Raw genomic sequence first — 24,583 nt, 5'->3', positions numbered from 1 at the left:
AACCGGAGCGGAATGTACTTGAAGGTACTGAGCACCGGAAGCGAAAACCGCGCCATTTGCAGGCCATCAGAGACCGAATATCAACAGACCTTCACGGAGTTGGGCCGCAACGCGGCCATTGTCAACCCCTACTGGCCTTTCGATAACGCCACAGCCACGTCCCGACAACCCCTATCAAGGCCAGTGCAAGACCGTACCATGTCGCGGCATATTGCAGATGGTTGTTGGGAAAATCGATGATCGTCACCCCGCCGACTGGCAATCCCCCCGGATTGGGCTTGCTGTCGGCGTCGATGAAGAAGGGCACGACCTCATCCAGATTTGGCAGGTCGGCACTTTCCGCCATGGCCGTCCAATCCTTCCAGTAGAAAATATTCTTGGACGGATCATTATCGGGGAGAAAGAAGCCCGGCTTCGCCGACAAGGGATCGCGCGCCAGCCCGGTAACATTCACCGGGCCGTCAATCTGTCCTTCAATGCGCGTTGAAGGGTCTTTCTTCTCATATGGAACGAAGCCGCGATTAATAAGCACGAAACGTCCGTCTTCCAGCATCAGCGGCGTATAGACATTATAGCCTGCGGCCCCCTCATGGGTGGCCAGAAAATGCCGCTCGCCCTGATGCATGAAAGTGCCGGAGACTGTTACCGGGCGATATTCGACAGAACCTTCCTGCTTGTAGACCTTTTCCATCTCCGACAAGGGCAGTGGTGGCTCGTGAATGCGCTGCTCGGTCGATGCAATCAGCGCTTCCTTCCACTGCAAACGCTCTACCTGCCATGTGCCGAGCGCCAGCAGAATGACGAGCGCTATGGCAGAGGCGATCACAATACCCCAGGGAAAGCGGCGTGACTGCTGTAGTTTAGTCATTCGCCGTCATCCTGTCGGCTGTCTATGCGGCCGGGAGCTGCCTTGTTGCGGTACTGCATATTGATGAGAATGCCCTTTGCCCATCGCATGGCCACGAGGCTGAGAATGATCGCAAGGGGCACCCACAGGATGAAATGCACCCAGAGCGGCGGTCCAAAGTTGACTTCCATCCACAGCGCAAGACCGACAACGATGAAACCGATGATGAGGATGACGAACGCCGCCGGACCGTCGCCCGAATCGGCAAAAGAATAATCCAAACCGCAAGCCGAACAGCGCGGAGCGACTTTCAGGAAACCGTCGAACAGCTTCCCCTCGCCGCAACGCGGGCAGCGGCCAGCGACACCGCTCTTGATGGGATCGACCGTGGGATAAGTATTCTGGTCCGGCATCCGATTTCCCCTTGCATCATTCAATAAACAAAAGGCGGCCATGTTGCCAAGGCCGCCTCCAAAACTGCTGATCCTACGGATTAGCCGCCGTGCATCGGCGCGCCCCAGCCACCCCATACGTAGATGGCAAAGAACAGGAACAGCCAGACCACGTCAACGAAGTGCCAGTACCAGGCAGCGGCTTCGAAACCGAAATGCTGCTCCGGCGTGAAGTCACCGCCAATGGCACGGACGAGGCAGACCAAAAGGAAGATCGTGCCGATGAGAACGTGAAAACCGTGGAAACCCGTCGCCATGAAGAAGGTCGCGCCGTAGATCGAGTCCTTGAACGCAAACGGAGCGTGAATGTACTCATAGGCCTGTACGAAGGAGAACAGGACACCGAGAGCAACAGTAATCGCCAGACCGGTGATCATGCCCTTGCGGTCATTGTGCAGCAGAGCATGGTGTGCCCATGTCAGCGTCGTGCCCGACAGCAGCAGGATAACGGTGTTGTAAAGCGGCAGATGCAGGGGATCGAGAACCTCGATGCCCTTTGGAGGCCAGACACCGCCGGTGAAGGTGGCGCGTGCAACCTGATGCGCTTCGTTCGGAAACAGGCTCGCATCGAAGAACGCCCAGAACCAGGCAACGAAGAACATGACTTCCGAAGCGATGAACATGATCATGCCGTAGCGCAGATGCAGCGATACGACACGAGTATGGTGCCCCTCATGTCCTTCCTTGATCGTATCCGACCACCAGCCGTACATGCAGTAGAGCACAATCGCGAGGCCGATGAAGAAAATCCATGGCGTCACCACGTTGAGGCCAAAGAACGGCAACTCACCGGCATTGATGTAACGCATCCAGGCAATACCGCCTACGGCAAGCACGAATGCACCCACGGAGCTCAGGAACGGCCAAGGGCTGGGCGCGATGATATGATAGTCGTGATTTTTCTGATGGACGTCAGCCATGTCTCTCCCCGTAAATCCCCTTAGGGGCTCCTCTCTCGTACCTTCATGCTTAAACCCCGGAAGGGGTTCCAAGCAAGTCTGTCTGTGACAAGCGGTATCTCGTATCAGAATAAAACCGCTTCATTCTTTTGTCTTTGCGGCATTATGCGCCGCGAGAGCGTTTCTCTTCATGAGTCAGTCGAAACGCTCGATATTTTCCGTTCTTCCCATCTTGTCCGAAAACCGTTTCACAATTTTCGGAATGCGCACCAGTGTCAGCTTCCGTTGCTGGAAGTTTCGGCCTTGGCATTTGCCACCGGCTTCGGCTTTTCGATCGGAAAGAATGTATAGGATAGCGTGATCGTCTTCACGTCCTTCAGATCGGGATCGTTGACGATCTCCGGGTCGACAAAGAACACAACCGGCATTTCCATGTCTTCGCCCGGCTTCAGGGTCGTGTCCGTGAAACAGAAGCATTCGACCTTGTTGAAATAGGCTCCGGCCCGGCCCGGCGCGACGTTGAAGCTCGCGCGGCCATAAGTCGGCTCATCGAACAGGTTGCGCGCTTCATACTTGATCATCGTCGTTTCGCCGATGCGAACCGTGACCTCGCGCTGCACGGGCTTGAAATCCCATGGCAGCCCATTGGCTGTGTTGGCATCGAAACGCACCTTGATCGTCTTGTCGAGAATGGTATCGGAATATTGCTCCACGCGCTGCGTCGTGCCGCCATAGCCTGTCACCTGACAGAAAATGCGGTACAACGGCACGGAGGCATAGGCTGCACCGATCATGCAGACAAAGAAAGACAGGCAAGCAAAAGCAATCGTCGCGTTGGAACGCTGTTGCTTCCTCAACTTTTGATCCTTCTCGTGCAGATCAGGCATATTCCCCTCCAATTTTCCTCCCGGAACAGCCTGTCAGAGAGGCCGTACCAGAATATTGGCTCCCAGTTTCGCAATCGTGCCGACATAGACAAGCAGCACGAACAGCGCCAGAGCGATTGCCAAGCCCCAAGAGCGATTGCGCTGGGCTTTCTTCTGCTGTTCCGTCGGAACGATCAGTTCCAATTCGCTGTCCAACGGCTTCTGTACGGCCTTATCCATTAGAGCACTCCAAAAGAAGCCAGTGCCTTGACGGCAAGTGTTTCAACAAGCAGCACCGCAAACAGTCCCGACAGGTAAAGCAGCGAGAAGCGAAACAGCTTGCGGGCGGCCGCCAGCATTGCAGGCTGCGATCCGGCAGCCCACAGGCGCCATGCATAATAAAGGAAAGCCAGTCCGAGCAGCGTGGAAACCGCGCCATAGACAGGCCCTGCAAAGCCGAGCACCCAAGGGAGGACGCCGACCGGAGCCATAAGGATGGAATAAAACAGCGCCTGACGACGGGTTGAAAGTTCGCCCTTTACGTTCGGCATCATCGGAATACGCGCCGCTTCATAATCAGTTGACGAGAACAGGGACAGCGCCCAGAAATGCGGCGGCGTCCACAGGAAGATAATCATGAACAGGACGACGCTGTCCCAAGTGATTTCGCCGGTCGCGGCGGCCCAGCCGATCATCGGAGGAAATGCGCCAGCGGCACCGCCGATAACGATGTTCTGCGGCGTCGAGCGCTTCAACCACATCGTATAGATGACGGCATAGAAGAAGATCGTGAACGCCAGCAATGCGCCCGCCAGCCAGTTGACCATGAGGCCGAGCGTGATGACGGAGAATGCGGAAAGCGTCAGCCCGAACGCCAGCACCTGATTGGGTGCTATAACGCCTGCAGGAATGGGGCGGTTACGCGTACGCTTCATCACCGCATCGATATCGGCGTCGTACCACATGTTCAGCGCACCGGATGCACCGGCGCCAACCGCGATGCACAAGATGCTGATGGCAGCAAGGACAGGATTCATATGTCCCGGCGCGACCACAAGACCGACCAGCCCGGTGAAGACCACAAGGGACATCACGCGGGGCTTCAAAAGAACAAGGTAATCGCGCGCGGTCGCCTCTGAGAGAGCGAGTGCGTCATCGGTACCTGCGTTTTTTTCCACCAGAGACATTTTAACTTCAAAAACCTCGAGTTCACCGGTCCGAACCCGCGCCCCTACAGCGCAGACCGCACCATCATAACAATGTCCTCCCGGAAACCGTTCTGTTCCCGCCGGAAATGCCTTGCTTGATGGCCGACTTTGTCAGCTACCGGCGACGGGCGGAACAGAATGCCGCCCGCCCATAGCACATTTTGTAAAGAAGGGCGAAGTCTTTTCCCGACTCCGCCCATCGCACGATTACTTGATGCGCGGCAGCTGTTCCCACTGGTGGAACGGAGGCGGCGACGACAGCTGCCATTCCAGCGTGGTTGCGCCCTCGCCCCATGGGTTTGCACCGGCTTCACGCTTCTTCGCGAATGCCTCGAAGACATTGTAGAGGAAGATCAGGACGGCGAAGCCCGAAATATAGGAACCGTAGGACGACACCATGTTCCAGCCTGCATAGGCATCCGGATAGTCGATGTAACGGCGCGGCATGCCAGCAAGACCAAGGAAGTGCTGCGGGAAGAAGACCAGGTTCACACCAACGAAGGTGACCCAGAAATGCAGCTTCGCCGTGAACTCGTTGTACATGTAGCCGCTCATCTTCGGGAACCAGTAGTACCAGCCCGCGAAGATCGCAAACACCGCACCCAGAGACAGCACGTAATGGAAGTGGGCCACGACGTAGTAGGTGTCATGCAGCGCGCGGTCGAGACCGGCATTGGCAAGCTGAACGCCCGTCACACCACCGACCGTGAACAGGAAGATGAAGCCGATCGCCCACAGCATCGGTGCGCGGAAGGTGATCGAGCCACCCCACATCGTCGCGATCCAGGAGAAAATCTTGATACCTGTCGGAACCGCGATGACCATCGTGGCGAACACGAAGTAACGCTGCGTGTCGAGCGAAAGGCCAACCGTATACATGTGGTGCGCCCAGACGACGAAGCCGACGACACCGATGGCGACCATGGCATAGGCCATGCCGAGGTAACCGAAGATCGGCTTGCGCGAGAAGGTCGACACGATGTGGCTGACGATGCCGAAGCCCGGAAGGATCAGAATGTACACTTCCGGATGCCCGAAGAACCAGAACAGGTGCTGGTAGAGGATCGGATCACCGCCACCATCCGGCGTGAAGAAGGTCGTTCCGAAGTTGCGGTCGGTCAGCAGCATGGTGATGCCGCCTGCCAGAACCGGCAGCGAAAGCAGAAGCAGGAACGCCGTCACCAGCACGGCCCAGGCAAAGAGCGGCATCTTGTGCAGCGTCATGCCCGGCGCGCGCATATTGAGGATCGTGGTGATGAAGTTGATCGCTCCGAGGATCGACGATGCGCCAGAGATGTGGATTGCCAGGATGGCGAAGTCCACAGCAGGTCCGGGCTGACCCGAAGTCGACAGAGGCGGATACAGCGTCCAGCCGCCGCCAGGACCCCAGCCGCCGGCCGGACCCGGCATGAACAGCGAGATGAGCAGCAGCAGCAGCGCAGGCGGCAACAGCCAGAACGAAATATTGTTCATGCGCGGGAAAGCCATGTCCGGCGCGCCGATCATCAGCGGCACCATCCAGTTGGCGAAACCGCCGATCAGCGCAGGCATGACCATGAAGAAAATCATGACCAGGGCATGTGCCGAGGTGAACACGTTGAACATATGCTTGCCGGCATCGAGAGCCGCATCGCCCTCAACACCGTAAACCATCTGTGCCAGACCGTGGAAGATCTGGATGCCCGGCTCCTGGAGTTCGGCGCGCATCGCGATGGACAGCGCGCCGCCGATAATACCGGCGATGATTGCAAAAATCAGGTACAGGGTACCGATGTCTTTATGATTGGTCGAGTATACCCAACGAACCCAGCCGTGAGGCTTGTGGTCGTCGTGGGCACCATGCTCGTGAGCTGCTGTGCCAGCCATGGAATTCGCTCCCGTTTTTCAACAGTCTTGGCGTTCGGGATCAGAGACCCGCCGCAGCCACCTTATCGTTTGCGCCACCTTCGACAGCGGCCTGAAGCGCCTTGTTGGCGCCATTCAGATCCGATCCCGCAGCGGCGATCCAGGTCTGATACTGCTCCTTGGAGACAACGCGCACGGCGATTGGCATGAAGCCGTGATCCTTGCCGCAAAGCTCCGAGCACTGACCGTAGTAAAGGCCTTCCCTGTCCGCCTTGAACCAGGCTTCGTTGATACGGCCGGGGACAGCGTCCATCTTCACGCCGAAGGCCGGGATCGTCCAAGAATGGATGACGTCGGCAGCAGTTACGAGAAGACGAACCGTTTCGCCAACCGGAACCACGACTTCGTTGTCGACGGCGAGAAGACGCGGATAGCGGGACTTGTCTTCCTTGCCGGCAGCGGCGCGATCACCATCCTTCAGAAGGAGGGAATCAAAGCTCACCGGATTATCGACCTGATACTCGTAACCCCAGTACCACTGGTATCCTGTGGCTTTCACCGTCAGCGTCGGATCTTCCGGCGAATATTGCGCCGTCAGAAGCTGGAAAGACGGGACCGCCAGGAACAGAAGAATGATCACGGGCCCGATGGTCCAGATCACTTCAATAGCGGTATTATGGCTGGTTTTGGACGGCTCGGGGTTTGCGCTTGCGCGAAAGCGAAGCACGACCCAAACCAGCAAAAACAGAACCAGCAGGGTAATCGGAATAATGAACCAGAGCGTATAACGCTCAAACCAATGAATCTGTTCGGCAATCCCAGTCGCTGCGTCCTGAAATCTCCATTCCCAGGGACGGGGCTGATCCGCAAAAGCGGCACCAGTCGTCCACAGCACTGCAAGAGCGCCGCCGAAGGCGCCCTTCGTTGTGGCAACAATCTTATCCACCAGAACTCTCTCCCTTTTCGCCCTTTCGAGCTGGACGCCGGACGCTAAAGACGGCCGCATCCCCCGTCGGCGTTCAAACCACACCTTAGCGCACACCGCAAGGAAGGCGAATATGTTCCTGTGCGGCATTTTTGCGCGCAGCCGCGCGAAGAATTGCGAATGTCCCGGATTATTCGGCATGGCGGAGTTATTCCGGTCCACCACGAAAACTTTGGAAAACCGCACGAAACCCTTAATGAAGCCATGATTTGACAAGACGCTTCCTTTAACGTGCCGCGTGACAATCGATGCAACAGACGGTATCACCGTTGCTATGATGGCCAGGATAAAGAAACGCCGGTCGCGGCGCTTTTCATGGCCAATGCAGCGCGTTAACGTCCCGGTGATTCGATCTGGAGATTTCATGACTTTTCGCATGCTTGCCCGCCGCACGATCAGCCAGCGCCTCGCAACACTAGCAACGGGCGCCTGCATGGCGCTTGCCATTGCTACGCTTCCTTCGCTTGCCCAGCAGGCACCGGCGCAGTTACAAACCCCACAGGAGGCACCGGCTGCGCAGTCGCAGGCGGCTCCGTCCAGCCCGCAGCAGAGCGGCAAGCTCAAGTCGCAGCACGGCGCATGGTCCGTTCTCTGTGACACGCCCGCTGGCGCAAAGACGGAACAGTGCGCGCTGATCCAGAACGTGGTCGCTGCAAAGCGTCCGGAACTCGGCCTTTCGGTTGTCGTTCTCAAGACGGCTGACAACAAGGCCCGCATTCTTCGTGTTCTGGCGCCGCTTGGTGTCCTGCTTCCCAATGGTCTTGGCCTCAATGTCGACGGCAAGGACATTGGTCGCGCCTATTTCGTCCGCTGCTTCGAAGACGGCTGCTACGCCGAGGTGATCCTTGAGGATGATCTTCTCAAGACGTTGCGCTCCGGCAAGGCTGCGACCTTCATCGTCTTCCAGACACCGGAAGAAGGGGTTGGCATTCCCGTCGATCTGAAGGGCTTCGGCGAAGGCTTCGACGCCCTGCCCTGATCACAACTGCGATGACCGGTTGTTCTCAACCGATTTAAGGCTTACATCCTGCAGCAAACACATGCTGCAGGATTTATTTTTATGAAAAGCCTGATCGACAGTTTCGACGCCAGCCGCGATGATATCGAGCGCCTTGTCGCCCAAAGCCTGAAAGGCAGCGATGATGGCGAACTCTTCGTGGAATATCGCGAGGCGGAGGCTCTCGTTTTCGACAATGGCCGCCTCAAGACCGGCTCCTTCAATCAGGATCAGGGATTCGGGTTGCGATCGGTCGCCGGTGAAGCCATCGGCTATGCCCATGCGGGTGATCTGTCTATGGCCGCCTTGCGACGCGCATCCGATGCAGTTTCCGCAACCCTCAAGGGCTACGGCGGGAGTTATTCGGCGGCGCCTGCTGGCACCAACCGTCATCTTTACACGGACGAAAATCCCATCGGCTCCCCGACCTTCGACGCCAAGGTGCAACTGTTGCAGCAGATTGACGCCTATCTGCGCGCCAAGGACCCGAAGGTGAGACAGGTTTCCGTTTCGCTTGCAGGATCGTGGCAGCAGGTCGAAATATTGCGTGCCGACGGTCACTTCGTGCGCGATATAAGGCCACTGGTCCGGTTGAGCGTCTCGGTGGTGGCAGGCAATGGCGACCGCCAGGAATCAGGCTCTCATACGGTTGGCGGACGCAAGGGATTTGGCGAATTCGTCACGACTGAAAGCTGGCAGCATGCCGCCGATGAGGCATTGCGGCAGGCGCTCGTCAATCTGGAGGCCATCCCCGCCCCGGCAGGCACATTCGACATCGTTCTGGCAAACGGGTGGCCGGGCGTGATGCTGCATGAAGCGGTTGGCCATGGGCTGGAAGGCGACTTCAATCGCAAGAAGACCTCCGCTTTTGCTGGTCTCCTCGGCCAGCAGGTTGCATCGAAGGGCGTGACGGTGGTCGACGACGGCACGATCGCCGAGCGTCGCGGCTCTCTCACCATCGACGATGAAGGCACGCCCACCAATCGCACTGTGCTGATCGAGGACGGCAAACTCGTCAACTACATGCAGGACCGCCAGAATGCGCGCCTGATGGGCATGGAAGCAACCGGCAATGGGCGCCGTGAATCCTATGCTCATGCACCCATGCCACGCATGACCAACACCTACATGCTTTCGGGCGACAAGACGCCTGAGGAGATCATCGCCTCCATGAAGAAAGGCATCTACGCCGTTTCCTTCGGTGGCGGCCAGGTGGATATCACATCCGGCAAATTCGTGTTCGGCTGCACGGAGGCCTACATGATTGAGGACGGCAAGGTCGGCGCGCCGATCAAGGGTGCGATGCTGATCGGCAACGGCCCGGACGCCATGCAGCGTATTTCGATGATCGGCAACGATATGAAACTCGATACCGGCAGCGGCAATTGCGGGAAAGGTGGCCAATGGGTTCCCGTCGGCGTCGGCCAGCCGCATTTGCGCATGGATCAGGTAACGGTGGGCGGCACGGCTTGTATAGCCATGCCCTCACGCCGTGCGAGCGCACATATTTATTAGCTTCATCTTGCTTGCGGATAAGGGCGGTAAAGTGCAGGTTACGGATAAGGCTGCATGGCGACTTTCAATGCCGCGCCGATCTGGAGAGAGAAATGCCTCAATCGCCCTACGACTGGACGGGCAAGCGAACGGAAAAGCGTGACCGGCAAAGACGGGTGCTGGTCGTGACAGCCATCGCCATGGGAGCGCTCATCCTCGTCCTTGGCATGGTGGATGGCCTATTGATCCTGCTAGGCTGATATGCTGCCCGTCTACATAATTGATTGCACGGGAATAGAAAGCGCTGACGAACTCTGGCGACGTTATCTTTCCGCCGTTCCTGCGGAAAATCCTGAAGCCTTCGGCTACACACTGGACTCGTTCTGGGACGCAGTGCAATGGCAAGGTCCCGGCTGGCCCGGAGAGTGCGAACTCGTTTTCCAGAATGTCGATGCGCTCGCCAAGTTGAAAACACGCGGCGGCCAGCCGTTTCTCGAAGCGTTCATCCGCCTCGCAAACGAAACGGACAGAATAACCATAAGGCTTTCGTAAAAACCGGTTCTCGTCTTAGACGCCCGGCTCTTCTTCCAGCAAACCGGTTACGAAATCGAACAGGCCCGGGCGGCGGTCGCGGCGAAGACGTTCGGCCTCGATAATCGACTTGATCGCGGCGAAGGAGCGGTCGAGGTCTTCATTGATGACGATGTAATCGTACTTCACCCATTTCTGGATCTCGAAGCGGGCATTCTGCAAGCGTGTCTCAATGACATCCGCCGTATCTTCGGCGCGGCGGTTCAGGCGCTGCTGCAGTTCGCGCATGGTCGGCGGCAGGATGAAGATCGAGACCACATCGGCAGGCATCTTTGCCTGCAACTGGTCTGCGCCCTGCCAGTCGATATCGAAGAGCATGTCCTGACCGTCGGCCAGCGCAATCTCGGCAGTTTCACGGAGCGTGCCGTAGAAATTGCCGTGAACTTCGGCCCATTCGATCAGTTCGTCATTGTCCCGCAGACGCTCGAATTCGCGTATGGTCTTGAAATGGTAGTGGACCCCCTCGATCTCGCTCGGGCGGCGCTGGCGCGTCGTCACACTGATCGACAAGGAGAGGTTCATCTTCTTGTCTTCCAGCAAAAGCCGGGCGATGGTCGACTTTCCCGCCCCGGACGGCGATGAGATCACCACCATCAAACCTCTGCGTGCGACGCCATTTTCAACCGAAGAGATGGCCATGATACCTGTTACTCCAGATTTTGTACTTGTTCGCGAAACTGATCTACGACCGCCTTCAGTTCCAGACCGATGGCTGTGATCGACGCCGCGTTCGATTTGGAACACAGTGTATTTGCTTCACGATTAAATTCCTGTGAAAGAAAATCGAGCTTGCGCCCGATGGGGCCGCCGTCAGCAAGAAGTTTGCGGGCGGACGCCACATGCGTTTCCAGCCGGTCAAGTTCTTCCTGAATATCGGCCTTGGTCGCCAGAAACGCCGCTTCCTGATAGAGCCGCGCTTCATCGAGTTCACGCGCGGCATCCAGCAGCAGGGCCACCTGTCCCGCGAGACGGGCCTTGATCGCATCGGTACTGCGCGAGGGGTCACGGCGGGCACTCTCGGTCAGTCGTTCGATAGTATCGACATGCGCGGACAGAATGGTGAAAAGAGCTTTGCCTTCCTGTTTGCGAGCATCGGCAATTGCCTTAAGCGCCTCTTCAAAGCTCGAGACGATGGCCGTTTCCAGCACGCCGCGTTCATCTTCGTTGTCAGCCACCTGTACCTGATCGATGATGCCACGCAGCGAAAGAATGCCATCAACACTCGCAGGCGCGAGACCGTGCCGGGCCTGCAAATCCGCACCAAGCTTGAGGACCTCGGCGAGCATCGCCTGGTTGATGGTGAAACCGGCCTGAGCCTCACTACGTTCTACGTTGAGGCTTGCCTGAAAATTCCCGCGTGAAAAATGGCGTGCCAGCATCGAGCGGACTGGGTGTTCCGCCGCTTCCAGACCTTGCGGCAGACGCAGCCGGAGGTCGAGCCCCTTGCCGTTGACGGAACGCACCTCCCAGACAATGCGCACGTCTCCGCCGTCCACGGTGTGCTGCACGGCGTGGCGTGCAAATCCGGTCATGCTTTGGAGCGCCATGCGTTCCATCCCCTCAACTCATGTCCGCAGAGGTGCGGACTTACTCAAAAACCGAACCGAAGCCGGCATCTGCCGCCGGCTTCGGTTAAAACAAACTCACCAGAGGCCGCTCTATTGTCCCGCGCTCTGATCTGGAACGTTGCCGCTATTCCTCTGCTGTTCCACGGAGCGCCACTTGCGAACATTGGCGTTGTGCTCCTGCAACGTCTTTGAGAACACGTGGCCACCCGTTCCGTCGGCGACGAAATAGAGGTCTTCCGTATCCAGCGGGTTGGCAACAGCTTCCAGTGCCGCCTTGCCCGGATTGGCAATGGGCGTCGGCGGCAGACCGTTGATCACATAGGTGTTGTAAGGCGTCGGCTTTTCGATGTCCGACTTGAAGATCGGGCGATCAGACGGCTTGCCGGCCCCACCGAACAGACCATAGATGATGGTCGGATCGGACTGGATGCGCATGCCCTTCTTCAGGCGGTTGACGAAGACCGAGGCCACATGCGGGCGCTCGGACGCGATCCCGGTTTCCTTTTCCACGATGGAAGCCAGCGTCACGAATTCGTTCTTGTCCTTGACCGGCAGGTCGGGATTACGCTTTGCCCAGGCTTCGTCCACGAGCTTCTTCTGGGAGGCGATCATACGGTCGATGATTTCCGAACGCGTCGTGCCGCGAGTGAAATTCAGCGTATCGGTGAAGAGCGAGCCTTCCGGTGGCATGTCCTTCGGCATATCTCCGACAAGAATCGGATCAACCGAAATACGGTCGAAAATCTGCTTCACCGTCAGACCTTCCGGGATGGTCAGCGGATACATGATGGACTTGCCGCTGATGAGAATATTCATCACATCGCGCATCGTCGCCCCGGCAGGGATGGCGTATTCGCCCGCCTTCAGATCATTTTCGTGTCCGAGCGTGCGCATACCATAGCGGAAGATGCGCGCATCGCTGACGATTTCACGGTTTTCCAGACTATTGGAGACTTCGGCAATGCCGGCACCGCGCTTGACAAGAAATGTGGTCTCGGCAGCAAGCGGACCCGGAGCATCGAACTGCATCTTGCCGAAATAGAACAAGGCGGACGCGCCGAGCAGAACGAGCACGACGAGCGACAGCATGAAGTTCATGAACACCACGATCTGGCTGCGCGCATGGCGTGAACGCTTGCGCGGCGGCGGCGTTCCGGGCTCGGGGCGCAGAGCTTCAGACGCAGATTTCGGCACGAACGGCTTTGAAGTCGCGTTCGTTTCCTGCGTCGCGCCCGTGGGCTGCTCGTCCGCGGGCGGTGTTCCGGATGGTGCCTCTGAATTCACTCAATCACCTCGGTCCAGAGCCCTGAATAGTTCAGCCAAACTATACGAAAAGCTCCGTCTATCTATTTTGGCGCAGCTTCCGACATTTCCGTCGAATGCCGCCCAGAACGGCTATGCACTTAATTTCGTCAGAGCGGATGAAACTCTTCGGAGTTGCGACCACACTAACCGGTGTTCACAATTTTAAACATCGCATCCGGTTATATTTTGGCAAAAACGCGGAGAAATCCCCGCGTTTTTTGATTCCGAGATTTATTTCAGCAATACCGATCAGGAATATCGGCGCAGGATCAGCGAAGCATTGGTTCCGCCGAACCCGAAGGAGTTCGACAGCGCCACATCGATCTTGCGTTCACGGGCCTTGTGTGGAACCAGATCGATCTTCGTGGAGACCGCAGGATTGTCCAGATTGAGCGTCGCAGGCGCGATGTTATCGCGGATGGCAAGCGTCGAGAAAATCGCCTCGGCAGCACCAGCAGCACCCAGCAGGTGACCGATGGACGACTTGGTCGAAGACATCGAAACTTTCGACGCGGCGTCGCCAACCACGCGCTCGACAGCGCCCAGTTCGATGGTATCGGCCATGGTCGAAGTGCCATGCGCATTGATGTAGTCGATCTGGTCCGGCGTGATTCCGGCGCGCTTGATGGCCATTTCCATGCAGCGCTGCGCACCCTCGCCGTTCTCGCTTGGAGCGGTGATGTGGTAAGCATCGCCGGAAAGACCATAACCGATGACTTCGGCATAGATCTTCGCGCCGCGCGCCAAAGCGTGTTCAAGCTCCTCAAGAACCACAACGCCCGCACCTTCACCCATGACAAAGCCGTCGCGGTCTTCATCATAAGGACGCGATGCCGCGGTCGGGTCATCGTTGCGCTTCGTGGAGAGCGCCTTGCAGGCAGCGAAGCCTGCAAGCGAGATGCGGCTTACCGGGGATTCCGTACCGCCAGCGACCATCACATCCGCATCGCCGAAAGCGATCAGGCGGGCAGCGTCGCCAATGGCGTGCGCGCCGGTCGAGCAGGCGGTGACGACCGCGTGGTTCGGGCCGCGCAGCTTGTGCTTGATGGAAACATGGCCGGAAGCCAGATTGATCAGACGGCCGGGAATAAAGAATGGCGAGATGCGTCGCGGACCCTTGTCGCGCAGCGTATAGCCCGCTTCGACGATGCCTTCGATGCCGCCGATGCCGGAACCGATAAGAACGCCGGTGCGAACCTGGTCTTCGTCGCTTTCTGGATGCCAGTTGGCGTCGTCCAGCGCCTGATCGGCAGCGCCGACGGCATAAACGATGAAAGGATCAACCTTGCGCTGTTCCTTCGGCTCCATATGGAGGTCGGCATTGAAGGTGCCATTGGTGCCATCGCCAACCGGGACGCGGCAGGCAATCTGGCAGGCCAGATCATCAACTTCAAATTCCGTGATGCGGCGAGCACCGCTTTCACCGGCAATAAGACGCTTCCAGGTCTCTTCGACACCGCTGGCAAGCGGCGACACCAGACCAAGACCGGTGATGACGACACGCCTCATATCCACCCCTTAAAATTCTGTTATGTCACAAGCACCGCGCCCCGCAGGCTTTAACCGGCAGAACATATGTCCGGGCCTGACTGAAAGGGATGGTGCTCCAATTGTTAATACCGGAGCCTGCCATATCGAACGCGTTCTCGACCAGCGTTCGGACAGATTCACAACAGGCCTCGAACGGACCTTTGTGCATGTGCGTTTCGACCGTGAATACGAAAGAAACAGCCAAAGACAAGCAGGGCCGGGATTCGCGAGAACCCCAGCCCAATGCTCAAGTTCAGATTAGGCAGAAGCCTTGTCGATGAACTTCACAGCGTCGCCGACCGTGAGGATCGTTTCGGCAGCGTCGTCAGGAATTTCAACGCCGAATTCTTCTTCGAAAGCCATGACCAGCTCGACCGTGTCGAGGCTGTCTGCGCCGAGGTCATCGATGAAGCTTGCGCCTTCCGTGACCTTGTCGGCATCTACGCCCAGATGTTCAACAACGATTTTCTTGACGCGCTCTGCGGTATCGCTCATGTCGGAACCTCGACCTGTGTGTTTGTTGCTCTGCCTTGGTTAGCGGCATGCAGGATTGTAATCAAGTTATAAGATGTCTGCCAAGTTTCGAGCGAAGCCGCCCGGACAGTCATCCTGTGGATATTCCTTTCGGAACAGGATCGCAGCGCTTCTACTCCGAATGCCGCAATTCTCGATGGGCGCATTACCATGCTTCTTGAGCAAGGCAAAGCGCCTTTTCCTTCTCCACCCCCCGTATTAAGGCATTTTATACCATAATCGAGGGGAGAAGGAGGGTTAGATCATGGCCATGCCACCATTGACGTGCAGGGTCTGGCCGGTCACATAAGCTGCCTCATCGCTTGCCAGATAGACGACGGCAGCAGCAATATCGCCCCCAACGCCCATGCGCTTCATGGGGATATTGCTCATGATCGCATCCTTCTGCTTTTCGTTCAGCTTGTCGGTCATGGCCGATTCGATGAAGCCCGGAGCGATGCAGTTCACTGTAACATTGCGGCTTGCGATTTCCTGCGCCAGCGACTTGGAGAAGCCGATCAGCCCTGCCTTCGATGCACAGTAATTCGCCTGGCCGGGGTTACCGGTGACGCCAACGATGGAGGTGATGTTGATGATGCGGCCATTGCGGCGGCGCATCATGGGATGGGTCAGTTCGCGCGTCAGGTTGAAGACGGACGTCAGGTTGACGTTCAACACGGCATCCCAGTCCTCGTCGCTCATGCGAACGAAGAGCCCGTCGCGGGTAATCCCGGCATTGTTGACCAGAATGTCGACGCCGCCCATCTCCTCTTCGGCCTTCTGGCCGAGGGCCTTTACAGCTTCGCGGTCGGAAAGATTGGCCGGAAAGATGAAGGTGCGGTCGCCAAGTTCAGCGGCAAGTTCTTTCAGCTTTTCCTCACGCGTGCCATGCAAGCCCACGATTGCGCCCTGCGCATGAAGTGCGCGGGCAATCGCTTCACCGAGGCCGCCGGTTGCGCCGGTTACCAGAGCCTTGCGGCCAGTCAGATCAAACATGCGAAGTCCCTTTTAAGCGTTGAGGGCGGCGAGCGCCGCTTCGATTTCTTCAGCCGAACCGACAGCCACGCCAGCCACATCCTTCGAGATGCGGCGCGCCAGACCGGTCAGAACCTTGCCCGAACCTACTTCATAAAGCGTGGTGACGCCATTGGTCGCAAACCATTCGACAGTTTCACGCCAGCGCACCTGACCCGTGACCTGCTCGACGAGTAGATCGGCAATCTCGTTGGCATCGGTGACGGGCGCTGCGCGCACATTGGCGATAAGCGGAACGATTGGATTGTGCTTTTCGACCGAAGCGAGCGCTTCGCGCATGGCGTCAGCGGCAGGCCCCATCAAAGTCGAATGGAAGGGCGCGGACACCGGCAGCATGATGGCGCGCTTGGCACCTTTTTCGGACGCCAGCCCGGCAGCCAGTTCGACCGCAGCCTTGGAGCCGGAAATAACGAGCTGACCACCGCCATTGTCATTGGCGATCTGGACCGAGCCCGAGGATTTTGCTTCTGCACAGACAGCTTCCACGTCGCCATGCTCCAGACCGATGATGGCCGCCATGGCGCCTTCGCCGACGGGAACGGCTTTCTGCATCGCGTTGCCTCGGATGCGCAGGAGACGTGCCGTATCGGCAAGCGAGAATGTTCCTGCCGCGCAAAGCGCGGAATATTCACCAAGCGAATGCCCGGCGACGTAGGAAACCTTATCCTTCAGGGAAAAGCCGCGCGCTTCCATGACCCGCAGCACGGCCATCGAGACCGCCATCAGCGCAGGCTGGGCATTAGCGGTCAGCGTCAGTACGTCTTCCGGTCCCTCGAACATGGTAGCGGAAAGCTTTTCGCCCAGTGCCGCGTCCACTTCCTCGAAAACAGCACGCGCTTCTGCAAACTGCTCTGCCAGAGCCTTGCCCATGCCTACAGCCTGGCTGCCCTGCCCGGGAAAAGTGAATGCTACCGCCATGAAAACCTCTTTCATCTTTGCAATTAATTGCACAATTTGGCGCGATGTGCCCCAGCGCGGGCAGCAAAGTCAAGTATTTCCCGGTTTTTGTGTCGTTTGCGCCTTGCAAAGCCGGGGAAAAACACGTAATAGCCGCCCGTTCATTGCTCGGCACCAGCTGGGGGCTGAACGGAGGGCCGGTCAAACAGTGCAATTAATTGCGCTATTGTCCGTAGAAGTCATAAGCGCTTCTGCCTCCCGTGTCTCCGCTCTCGACCGTCTCAAGTTGCGCGTCCTTTCTTCTCCGGCCTGCCGGATCAAGAGAAGTCGCAGAGGCTTAGCCGCTGGTGTTAGCATGTTGTAACAGAAGAAAGGCAAAGCCAATGGCTCTTTATGAACATGTGCTTCTTGCCCGCCAGGACATTTCCCAGCAGCAGGTCGACGCTCTCGTCGAACAGTACAAGGGTGTCCTCGAAGCTAATGGCGGCAAGGTCGGTAAGGTCGAAAGCTGGGGTCTGCGTCCCCTCACCTACCGCATCAAGAAGAATCGCAAGGCGTATTACACGCTCGTGAACATCGACGCTCCGGCTGCAGCCGTTGCCGAAATGGAACGCCAGATGCGTATCAACGAAGACGTTCTTCGTTTCCTCACCGTTCGCGTTGACGAACATGAAGAAGGCCAGTCGGCCATGCTCACCCGCCGTGACGACCGTCGCGAACGCGATGGTGATGATCGTCCGCGCCGCCGTGAAGGTGGTTTCGACCGTGGCGATCGCGGTGATCGCGGCCCGCGTCGCCCGCGCGACAACGAAGTTGGTGAAGGAGCATAATCATGGTTGATATCAATCAGATCCCGACCCGTCGTCCTTTCCATCGCCGTCGCAAGACGTGCCCGTTCTCCGGCGCAAACGCACCGAAGATCGACTACAAGGACATCAAGCTTCTGCAGCGTTACATTTCCGAACGCGGCAAGATCGTTCCTTCCCGTATTACGGCCGTCAGCCAGAAGAAGCAGCGTGAACTCGCCAAGGCGATCAAGCGCGCCCGTTTCCTCGGCCTGCTGCCTTACGTTGTGAAGTAAGAACACGAATTCGGGAGGTGGTTCGCCTCCTCCCGTTTCCTCCGTTGCGATGGGCGTAGCGGATGTACCAAAAACCCGAGTTGGGGCAGAGTCCTCTAACTGCACGAACCGGCCAGACCGGAGCAGGACAGCGAAACTGATGAAATTCAATGGAACCATTATCGGTATCGGCATATTGGCGGGGCTTGCCTCGGCCTTGATGTCGTCCGGCGTCATCATGCAAGGTGGCGCGATGGCCGCCGCCATGGCCATGGTTCTCTATTTCCTGACACCGCTTCCCATCTTCGTCGTTGCCCTTGGCTGGGGGTCGAGCGCCGGTATCGTTGCCGCCGCCACCGCCACGGTTGCCGTCGGCGTAGTCGCTGTTCCGATCGCAGCACTCCTGATGGCGTTGACGAGCTTCGTACCTGCGGCGACGGGAGCGTATCTTTCCGGCCTCGCACGGCCAGCGGAAGAACTCGGCGGACCGAAGGATATTCTGGTCTGGTATCCGCTGTCGGACATCATCTTCCGCCTTGCCCTGATGGTGGCGCTCAGCTTCATCGTCATCGGCGCCATTCTTGGGTTCGGCCCGGACATGGCGCGCGAACTCGCTAGCACCCTTATCGACCAACTTGCGGAAGCCGATCCCCAGTTCACGGCCAGCGAAGACATTCGGGACAATGTGACCGCGCTCCTGATGGTCGTCTTGCCTGCAATCCAGCCGGCAACCTGCCTCGCTATTCTCGTTGGCAATCTTTATCTGGCGCAGCGCCTGATCTCGATGTCGGGTCGCCTGCGCCGTCCGCGTGACGACTGGCCCGCGACGCTGCGCATGCCGCGCCCGGCTTTGCTTGTCTTCGCGGTCGCTCTTGCGGTCGCATTTCTTCCCGGCGGCGCCGGATTGATTGCGACCGTCATCGCCGGCGCTCTCAGCGCAGGCTTCATGATGTCAGGTCTTGCCATCATGCATTTTCGCACACGCGGCAAGGTCTGGCGCCCGGTGGCGCTGTGGCTTGCCTACTTTGCGATCATACTTTTCGCATTCCTGCTTTTCATCTTCATGGTTCTCGGACTTTTCGACACTTCGCGCGGCGCGCCGGTTTCGAAAATGCCTGGCGCCGACAGTCAGTAAACCCGATCAGAAACTCGAAAGGAAACTCCAATGGAAGTCATTCTTCTGGAACGCATTGGCCGCCTCGGCCAGATGGGCGAAACCGTCAAGGTCAAGGACGGCTATGCCCGTAACTTCCTGCTCCCGCAGGGCAAGGCTCTTCGTGCCAACGAAGCCAACAAGAAGAAGTTCGAAGGCCAGCGCGCCCAGCTCGAAGCCCAGAACCTGGAACGCAAGAACGAAGCCAGTGCCGTTGCTGAAAAGCTCAATGGCGAAAGCTTCATCGTCGTGCGTTCGGCTGGTGAAACCGGCCAGCTCTACGGTTCCGTTTCGACCCGTGACATTGCCGAAATCATTTCGGCCAACGGCTTTACCCTGCACCGCAACCAGGTTGAACTGAACCACCCGATCAAGACGATCGGCCTGCACGAAGTCTCGATTTCGCTGCATCCGGAAGTTCAGGTTCAGGTAACCGTCAACATCGCCCGTTCGACTGAAGAAGCCGAACGTCAGGCAAAGGGTGAAGACCTGACCTCGATCGAAGCCATCTACGGCATCGAAGAACAGCCTCTGTCGGAAGAAGTTTTCGACGACGAAGACGAAGCTGAAGATCAGGCTTAATTAGCCACCTATTATCCGTGGGAATGCCCGGCCAAGCGTCGCTCATTCCCATCGTGGTAAACTTTATATGATCATGCCCGGCGGCCTTCGCCGGGCATTTTCTCTTTTCAGATCGGTAAAACTCCCTATTCTGTTCATTAGTGTTGGATTGCAGAGGGTGCCGACGGAAACGTCTGCGTTGCTTGGGCTTTCCCAAGGCCGATTGACCGACTGGGATATTGCCTGAAATCTGATGACAGAGCGGCTCTGATACCTTGCACCGCCGCCTGCCATGCAAACGCATGGACGTGCACTCGCTTCAATCCTGGAGAGGAGATGGGGCCGATGTATGGAATGTTGCGTACTGTTCTTTCGCATATGATTAAAACCGGTGACCTGACGGTCACCGATTCGGAGGGGTCGCGATTTCAGTATGGCGACAAGACCGGCGCGCCGGTTCATGTTCAGTTCAAGACCAAGCACGCCGAGCGCGCCGTTGCGCTCGACCCGGAACTGAAGCTTGCCGAATGTTTCATGGATGGCGAGATCGATTTCCTGGAAGGCGATATCTATACGCTGCTTCAGGTGGTGTTCGAAAACACCGGGCCGACGGCAGCGACCGAGCCATGGATGAAAGCCGCCGGAAAACTGCGCGTGCTCTTCCGCCGCTTCCAGCAGATGAACACGATTTCGCGTTCGTCGAGCAATATCAAAAGTCACTACGATCTCTCGGGCGAGCTTTACGACCTGTTTCTCGATCCCGACAAGCAGTATTCCTGCGCCTATTTCGATCCGCCGAACGCCACGCTTGCCGAAGCGCAGCTCGCCAAGAAACGCCACATCGCCGCCAAGATGCTGGTAAAGGAGGGCGACAAGGTTCTCGATATCGGCTGCGGCTGGGGCGGCATGGGGCTTTATCTGGCTCGCCACCTCAAGGCCAATGTCACAGGCGTAACCTTGTCCGAAGAGCAGCACGCCATCGCCAACCAGCGCGCAAGGGATGAGGGGCTGGCCGACAGGGCGAAATTCGAGCTGACCGATTATCGCAACATCGACGACAAGTTTGACAGGCTTGTTTCGGTGGGCATGTTCGAACATGTCGGCGTGGGGCATTTCGCTGAATATTTCCAGCATGTCGCGCGGCTGATGAAGCCGGATGGTGTTTTTCTGCTGCACGCCATCGGACGGGCCGATGGGCCGGGTGCGACCAATCCATTCATCCGCAAATATATCTTCCCCGGCGGTTATATTCCGGCGCTTTCGGAAGTTCTGCCGCATATCGAGAAAGCTGGACTCTATGTCACCGACATAGAAATCCTGCGGCTGCATTACGCCGAAACACTGAAAGCATGGCGAGAGGCGTTCATGGCCAATCGCGACAAGGCCAAGGCGCTTTATGACGAGCGCTTCTGCCGGATGTGGGAATTCTATCTGGCCGCATCGGAAAGCGCGTTCCGCTGGCAGAACATGATGGTGTTCCACATCCAGATCGCCCACAAGCAGGAATCTGTTCCGCTGACCCGCAACTATATCGAGGCCGAAGAAAAACGCCTTAAACGTCTCGACAGTGCTCCCAAGGGAGCCAATAGCGAGGTGCGGGCGGTCAAGAAAAGTATGAACGCCTGAAACCATTCCCGCCAATCGGAGAGTCGGTCCGCGTCAACAGCGGACTGACAAAACCGAGATCGAAACTGTGGATCAGTGTGAATCATGGTATAGCTTGTCTCTTCCAGCTGGAATCACCCGAAGCTTCGTTGCGTTTGGCATCGCTTGAGGGCTAGCTGGTTGCATCAGGGACAGGATTTGGAATCATGGCGGAAGCGGCGGTACGCAAACTCGACGACGCGCGGGAGCAGAAAGACGCGCTCTATCGCGAAGCACCCCACAATATTGAAGCGGAACAGGCGCTGCTCGGCGCCATTCTGATCAATAATGATGCGTTTTACCGGGTATCGGACTTCCTGAAGCCTACCCATTTCTTCGAGCCACTGCATCGTCGCATCTATGAGATCACCACCGATCTCATCCGCGTTGGCAAGATGGCCAATCCGGTGACGATGAAGACCTTCCTGCCCACCGAAGGCAAGGTGGGCGATCTCACCATATTCCAGTATGTGACGCGCCTCGCCACCGAAGCCGTCACCATCATCAACGCCGAAGACTATGGTCGTGCGATTTACGATCTGGCGACGCGCCGCGCGCTGATCGGCATCGGCGAAGACATGGTGAACGTTGCCTATGACGCGCCGGTTGACATGGCGCCGCAGGAACAGATCGAAGATGCCGAGCGACGCCTGTTCGAACTGGCGGAGACGGGACGGTATGACGGTGGCTTCCTGCCCTTCAAGGACGCGGTGACGACTGCCGTGGACATGGCCAACGCCGCTTTCATGCGCGATGGCCATCTTTCCGGCGTTTCGACCGGCATTCATTCGCTTGACGCCAAGATGGGCGGCTTGCAACCCTCGGACTTGATCATCCTCGCTGGTCGTCCGGGCATGGGCAAGACCTCGCTTGCCACCAATATCGCCTTCAACATCGCCAACGCCTATGAAGGCGAACAGCAGGCCGACGGCTCGATGAAGGCCGTCAATGGCGGTGTCGTCGGGTTCTTCTCGCTCGAAATGTCGGCGGAACAGCTCGCAACCCGTATCATTTCCGAGCAGACGGAGGTTTCCTCCTCGAAAATCCGCCGCGGTGACATCACCGAAACCGATTTCGAAAAGCTGGTCGCGTGCTCGCAGGTGATGCAGAAAATCCCGCTGTATATCGATCAGACCGGCGGTATCTCGATCGCCCAGCTTGCAGCACGCGCGCGTCGCCTGAAGCGCCAGCGCGGCCTCGACGTTCTCGTCATCGACTATGTGCAGCTGATGACCGGCTCATCGAAAGCTTCCGCACAGAACCGCGTGCAGGAAATCACGGAAATCACTACCGGCCTCAAGGCGCTGGGCAAGGAACTCAACGTTCCCATCATCGCGCTCTCACAGCTCTCCCGTCAGGTGGAAAGCCGCGACGACAAGCGCCCCCAGCTCTCCGACCTTCGTGAATCGGGCTCCATCGAGCAGGACGCCGACGTGGTGCTCTTCGTGTTCCGTGAGGAATATTACGTCAAGAACCTCGAGCCGCGTGACGAGTTCGATCCGAAATACGAGGAATGGAAGCAGCATTTCGAAAAGGTGCGCGGCACCGCCGACGTGATTATCGCCAAGCAGCGTCACGGTCCGACCGGCACCGTCAAACTCGCCTTCCAGTCTGAATTCACGCGATTTGCAGATCTGGCCGAGGGTTCTTATCTGCCGGAGCAGTATGAATAAGTTTTCCCAAGTCAAAGGGCGCGTCTGATGGCCAAGGCGCGCGTTCAATTCATCTGCCAGAACTGTGGCACGGTCCATTCGCGCTGGGCGGGCAAGTGCGATTCCTGCGGCGAGTGGAATACGCTTGTCGAGGAAGGCACCAATAGCGGCATCGGCTCCGGACCCGGCGCCATGCTGTCCAAGCGCAAGGGGCGCGCCGTGGCGCTGACCTCGCTCTCCGGCGACATAGAAGACGCGCCACGCATCATTTCCGGCATAAGCGAGCTTGACCGCGTGACAGGCGGCGGTTTCGTGCGCGGTTCCGCTCTTCTCATCGGCGGCGATCCTGGGATCGGCAAATCCACCTTGCTGACGCAGGCAGCCGCCGCCCTTTCCAATCGCGGCCATCGCATCGTTTATGTTTCGGGCGAAGAAGCCGTGGCGCAGATCAGGCTGCGCGCGCAGCGTCTGGGTGTGGCGTCGTCGGCGGTGGAGCTTGCCGCCGAAACCAATGTCGAAGACATTATCGCCACCATTTCAGACGCCAAACGGCCCGATCTCGTCATCATCGATTCGATCCAGACGCTGTGGACCGACATGGCGGATTCCGCACCGGGAACCGTGACGCAGGTGCGTTCCTCCGCGCAGGCGCTGATCCGCTATGCCAAGCAGACGGGCGCCGCCGTGGTGCTTGTGGGTCATGTCACCAAGGAAGGCCAGATCGCCGGGCCTCGTGTGGTAGAACACATGGTCGATGGCGTTCTCTATTTCGAAGGCGAAGGCGGGCATCACTACCGCATTCTGCGCACGGTGAAGAACCGTTTCGGTCCGACCGACGAGATCGGCGTCTTTGAGATGTCCGACGGGGGCCTGCGCGAAGTGTCCAACCCGTCCGAACTCTTCCTTGGTGAGCGCAATGCGAAGGCTCCGGGTGCGGCGGTCTTCGCCGGCATGGAAGGCACGCGTCCGGTCCTGGTGGAAATACAGGCGCTTGTTGCCCCCTCCTCGCTCGGCACCCCCCGCCGTGCGGTCGTCGGCTGGGATGGCGGACGGCTTGCCATGATCCTCGCCGTTCTCGAATCGCATTGCGGCGTTCGTTTCGGCCAGCACGATGTCTACCTGAATGTTGCGGGTGGTTATCGTATCAGCGAGCCTGCTGCGGATATAGCTGTGGCTGCCGCACTTGTTTCATCCATGGCCGGTATTGCCCTTCCGCCAGATTGTGTTTATTTCGGCGAAATCAGCCTTTCCGGTGCTGTTCGTGCGGTAACGCATGCGGTACAGAGGCTCAAGGAAGCGGAGAAACTCGGCTTCCGGCAGGCAGAAGTGCCCGGTGGCAGTGGCGAACTCTGGAAAGATCGCAGCTTCCGCCTCATGGAAACTTCCGCCCTGCCCGATCTTGTTGCGCGCATCGCGGCTTCAGGCTCCGGAAAGAAGCAATAAATCTGGAGTTTTATGACTGGAAGAATCTGTCAACCTTC

26 protein-coding genes are annotated in these 24,583 nt (G+C 58.0%); 11 read left to right on the top strand and 15 right to left on the bottom strand.

The annotated features are described in order from the left end of the window. Nucleotides 1-121 precede the first annotated feature (121 nt). The 8 genes from ABWW28_RS08195 to coxB all read right to left on the bottom strand — a co-directional run bounded on the left by ABWW28_RS08195 (nucleotide 122) and on the right by coxB (nucleotide 7,063). A complete protein-coding gene (locus ABWW28_RS08195; RefSeq protein WP_025091933.1) occupies nucleotides 122-868 on the bottom strand; it encodes an SURF1 family protein in 747 nt (248 codons plus the stop codon). Beyond that, nucleotides 865-1,260 (bottom strand): DUF983 domain-containing protein, encoded by a 396-nt coding sequence (locus tag ABWW28_RS08190; RefSeq protein ID WP_025091932.1) that lies wholly within the window; start codon nucleotides 1,258-1,260, stop codon nucleotides 865-867. The genes ABWW28_RS08195 and ABWW28_RS08190 overlap by 4 nt, the downstream gene beginning before the upstream one ends. An 80-nt stretch (nucleotides 1,261-1,340) precedes the next feature. Next, the gene (locus ABWW28_RS08185; RefSeq protein ID WP_241084159.1) at nucleotides 1,341-2,219 is read right to left on the bottom strand and encodes a cytochrome c oxidase subunit 3; all 879 of its coding nucleotides are present in this window, start codon (nucleotides 2,217-2,219) and stop codon (nucleotides 1,341-1,343) included. Between the two features lie 254 nt (nucleotides 2,220-2,473). Then, entirely contained in the window at nucleotides 2,474-3,085 is a 612-nt protein-coding gene (locus ABWW28_RS08180; protein WP_021586113.1) for a cytochrome c oxidase assembly protein, read from the bottom strand. A 33-nt stretch (nucleotides 3,086-3,118) separates the two neighbouring features. Beyond that, nucleotides 3,119-3,304, bottom strand: coding sequence for a cytochrome c oxidase system small membrane protein (locus tag ABWW28_RS08175; RefSeq protein ID WP_025091929.1), 186 nt, complete (start codon nucleotides 3,302-3,304; stop codon nucleotides 3,119-3,121). Beyond that, complete coding sequence (locus ABWW28_RS08170) at nucleotides 3,304-4,251, bottom strand: heme o synthase (protein WP_025091928.1); 948 nt, start codon at nucleotides 4,249-4,251, stop codon at nucleotides 3,304-3,306. The genes ABWW28_RS08175 and ABWW28_RS08170 overlap by 1 nt, the downstream gene beginning before the upstream one ends. A gap of 228 nt (nucleotides 4,252-4,479) precedes the next feature. Then, a complete protein-coding gene (gene ctaD / locus ABWW28_RS08165; RefSeq protein ID WP_006466231.1) occupies nucleotides 4,480-6,138 on the bottom strand; it encodes a cytochrome c oxidase subunit I in 1,659 nt (552 codons plus the stop codon). Between the two features lie 40 nt (nucleotides 6,139-6,178). Next, nucleotides 6,179-7,063: a cytochrome c oxidase subunit II gene (gene coxB, locus ABWW28_RS08160; RefSeq protein WP_025091927.1), complete on the bottom strand. Its 885-nt coding sequence runs from the start codon at nucleotides 7,061-7,063 to the stop codon at nucleotides 6,179-6,181. A gap of 403 nt (nucleotides 7,064-7,466) precedes the next feature. Here coxB and ABWW28_RS08155 point away from each other — a divergent pair, with 403 nt between their 5' ends. The 4 genes from ABWW28_RS08155 (at nucleotide 7,467) to ABWW28_RS08140 (ending at nucleotide 10,145) form a co-directional block, all read left to right on the top strand. Then, nucleotides 7,467-8,081 (top strand): invasion associated locus B family protein, encoded by a 615-nt coding sequence (locus ABWW28_RS08155; RefSeq protein WP_025091926.1) that lies wholly within the window; start codon nucleotides 7,467-7,469, stop codon nucleotides 8,079-8,081. Nucleotides 8,082-8,162: 81 nt separating this feature from the next. Next, nucleotides 8,163-9,614 (top strand): metalloprotease TldD, encoded by a 1,452-nt coding sequence (gene tldD / locus ABWW28_RS08150; protein WP_353390716.1) that lies wholly within the window; start codon nucleotides 8,163-8,165, stop codon nucleotides 9,612-9,614. Nucleotides 9,615-9,706: 92 nt separating this feature from the next. Next, entirely contained in the window at nucleotides 9,707-9,853 is a 147-nt protein-coding gene (locus ABWW28_RS08145; protein ID WP_006466228.1) for a hypothetical protein, read from the top strand. 1 nt (nucleotide 9,854) lies between these two features. Further along, nucleotides 9,855-10,145, top strand: coding sequence for a barstar family protein (locus ABWW28_RS08140; RefSeq protein WP_006470681.1), 291 nt, complete (start codon nucleotides 9,855-9,857; stop codon nucleotides 10,143-10,145). A gap of 15 nt (nucleotides 10,146-10,160) precedes the next feature. Here ABWW28_RS08140 and gmk read toward each other — a convergent pair whose 3' ends face one another. The 7 genes from gmk to fabD all read right to left on the bottom strand — a co-directional run bounded on the left by gmk (nucleotide 10,161) and on the right by fabD (nucleotide 17,053). Then, nucleotides 10,161-10,823 carry a guanylate kinase gene (gmk, locus tag ABWW28_RS08135; RefSeq protein WP_006466226.1) on the bottom strand — a complete coding sequence of 221 codons (663 nt, stop codon included), beginning with the start codon at nucleotides 10,821-10,823 and terminating at the stop codon, nucleotides 10,161-10,163. 8 nt (nucleotides 10,824-10,831) lie between these two features. Continuing rightward, entirely contained in the window at nucleotides 10,832-11,731 is a 900-nt protein-coding gene (locus ABWW28_RS08130; protein ID WP_025091923.1) for a YicC/YloC family endoribonuclease, read from the bottom strand. Nucleotides 11,732-11,842: 111 nt separating this feature from the next. Then, nucleotides 11,843-13,036 (bottom strand): endolytic transglycosylase MltG, encoded by a 1,194-nt coding sequence (gene mltG, locus ABWW28_RS08125; protein WP_006466224.1) that lies wholly within the window; start codon nucleotides 13,034-13,036, stop codon nucleotides 11,843-11,845. A 270-nt stretch (nucleotides 13,037-13,306) separates the two neighbouring features. Then, nucleotides 13,307-14,566: a beta-ketoacyl-ACP synthase II gene (fabF, locus tag ABWW28_RS08120; RefSeq protein WP_025091922.1), complete on the bottom strand. Its 1,260-nt coding sequence runs from the start codon at nucleotides 14,564-14,566 to the stop codon at nucleotides 13,307-13,309. Nucleotides 14,567-14,845: 279 nt separating this feature from the next. Further along, nucleotides 14,846-15,082 (bottom strand): acyl carrier protein, encoded by a 237-nt coding sequence (locus ABWW28_RS08115; protein WP_002963616.1) that lies wholly within the window; start codon nucleotides 15,080-15,082, stop codon nucleotides 14,846-14,848. Between the two features lie 276 nt (nucleotides 15,083-15,358). Next, nucleotides 15,359-16,096 (bottom strand): 3-oxoacyl-[acyl-carrier-protein] reductase, encoded by a 738-nt coding sequence (fabG, locus tag ABWW28_RS08110; protein ID WP_006466222.1) that lies wholly within the window; start codon nucleotides 16,094-16,096, stop codon nucleotides 15,359-15,361. 12 nt (nucleotides 16,097-16,108) lie between these two features. Then, on the bottom strand, nucleotides 16,109-17,053 hold the full coding sequence (gene fabD / locus ABWW28_RS08105) for an ACP S-malonyltransferase (protein ID WP_025091920.1): 945 nt from the start codon (nucleotides 17,051-17,053) through the stop codon (nucleotides 16,109-16,111). Nucleotides 17,054-17,415: 362 nt separating this feature from the next. Between fabD and rpsF the strand changes: the two genes are divergently transcribed. The 7 genes from rpsF to radA all read left to right on the top strand — a co-directional run bounded on the left by rpsF (nucleotide 17,416) and on the right by radA (nucleotide 24,545). Beyond that, nucleotides 17,416-17,862 carry a 30S ribosomal protein S6 gene (gene rpsF, locus ABWW28_RS08100; RefSeq protein WP_025091919.1) on the top strand — a complete coding sequence of 149 codons (447 nt, stop codon included), beginning with the start codon at nucleotides 17,416-17,418 and terminating at the stop codon, nucleotides 17,860-17,862. A 2-nt stretch (nucleotides 17,863-17,864) separates the two neighbouring features. Continuing rightward, entirely contained in the window at nucleotides 17,865-18,113 is a 249-nt protein-coding gene (rpsR, locus tag ABWW28_RS08095) for a 30S ribosomal protein S18 (RefSeq protein WP_006466219.1), read from the top strand. Between the two features lie 139 nt (nucleotides 18,114-18,252). Further along, nucleotides 18,253-19,227: a DUF2232 domain-containing protein gene (locus ABWW28_RS08090; RefSeq protein ID WP_025091918.1), complete on the top strand. Its 975-nt coding sequence runs from the start codon at nucleotides 18,253-18,255 to the stop codon at nucleotides 19,225-19,227. Between the two features lie 30 nt (nucleotides 19,228-19,257). After that, nucleotides 19,258-19,827, top strand: a complete 570-nt coding sequence (rplI, locus tag ABWW28_RS08085; protein WP_006470673.1) for a 50S ribosomal protein L9 — start codon at nucleotides 19,258-19,260, stop codon at nucleotides 19,825-19,827. Between the two features lie 324 nt (nucleotides 19,828-20,151). Continuing rightward, nucleotides 20,152-21,432 (top strand): cyclopropane fatty acid synthase, encoded by a 1,281-nt coding sequence (locus ABWW28_RS08080; RefSeq protein WP_025091917.1) that lies wholly within the window; start codon nucleotides 20,152-20,154, stop codon nucleotides 21,430-21,432. A gap of 185 nt (nucleotides 21,433-21,617) precedes the next feature. Beyond that, nucleotides 21,618-23,123 (top strand): replicative DNA helicase, encoded by a 1,506-nt coding sequence (locus ABWW28_RS08075; protein ID WP_006466216.1) that lies wholly within the window; start codon nucleotides 21,618-21,620, stop codon nucleotides 23,121-23,123. 27 nt (nucleotides 23,124-23,150) lie between these two features. Then, nucleotides 23,151-24,545, top strand: coding sequence for a DNA repair protein RadA (gene radA, locus ABWW28_RS08070; protein ID WP_021586124.1), 1,395 nt, complete (start codon nucleotides 23,151-23,153; stop codon nucleotides 24,543-24,545). The last annotated feature ends 38 nt before the right edge of the window (nucleotides 24,546-24,583 follow it).

It is taken from the genome of Brucella sp. NBRC 14130 (genome assembly GCF_040371715.1).
Classification (GTDB): Bacteria; Pseudomonadota; Alphaproteobacteria; order Rhizobiales; family Rhizobiaceae; genus Brucella; species Brucella intermedia.
The sequence above is the reverse complement of the archived record's forward strand: the minus strand, read 5'-3'. Positions and strand labels throughout refer to the sequence as shown.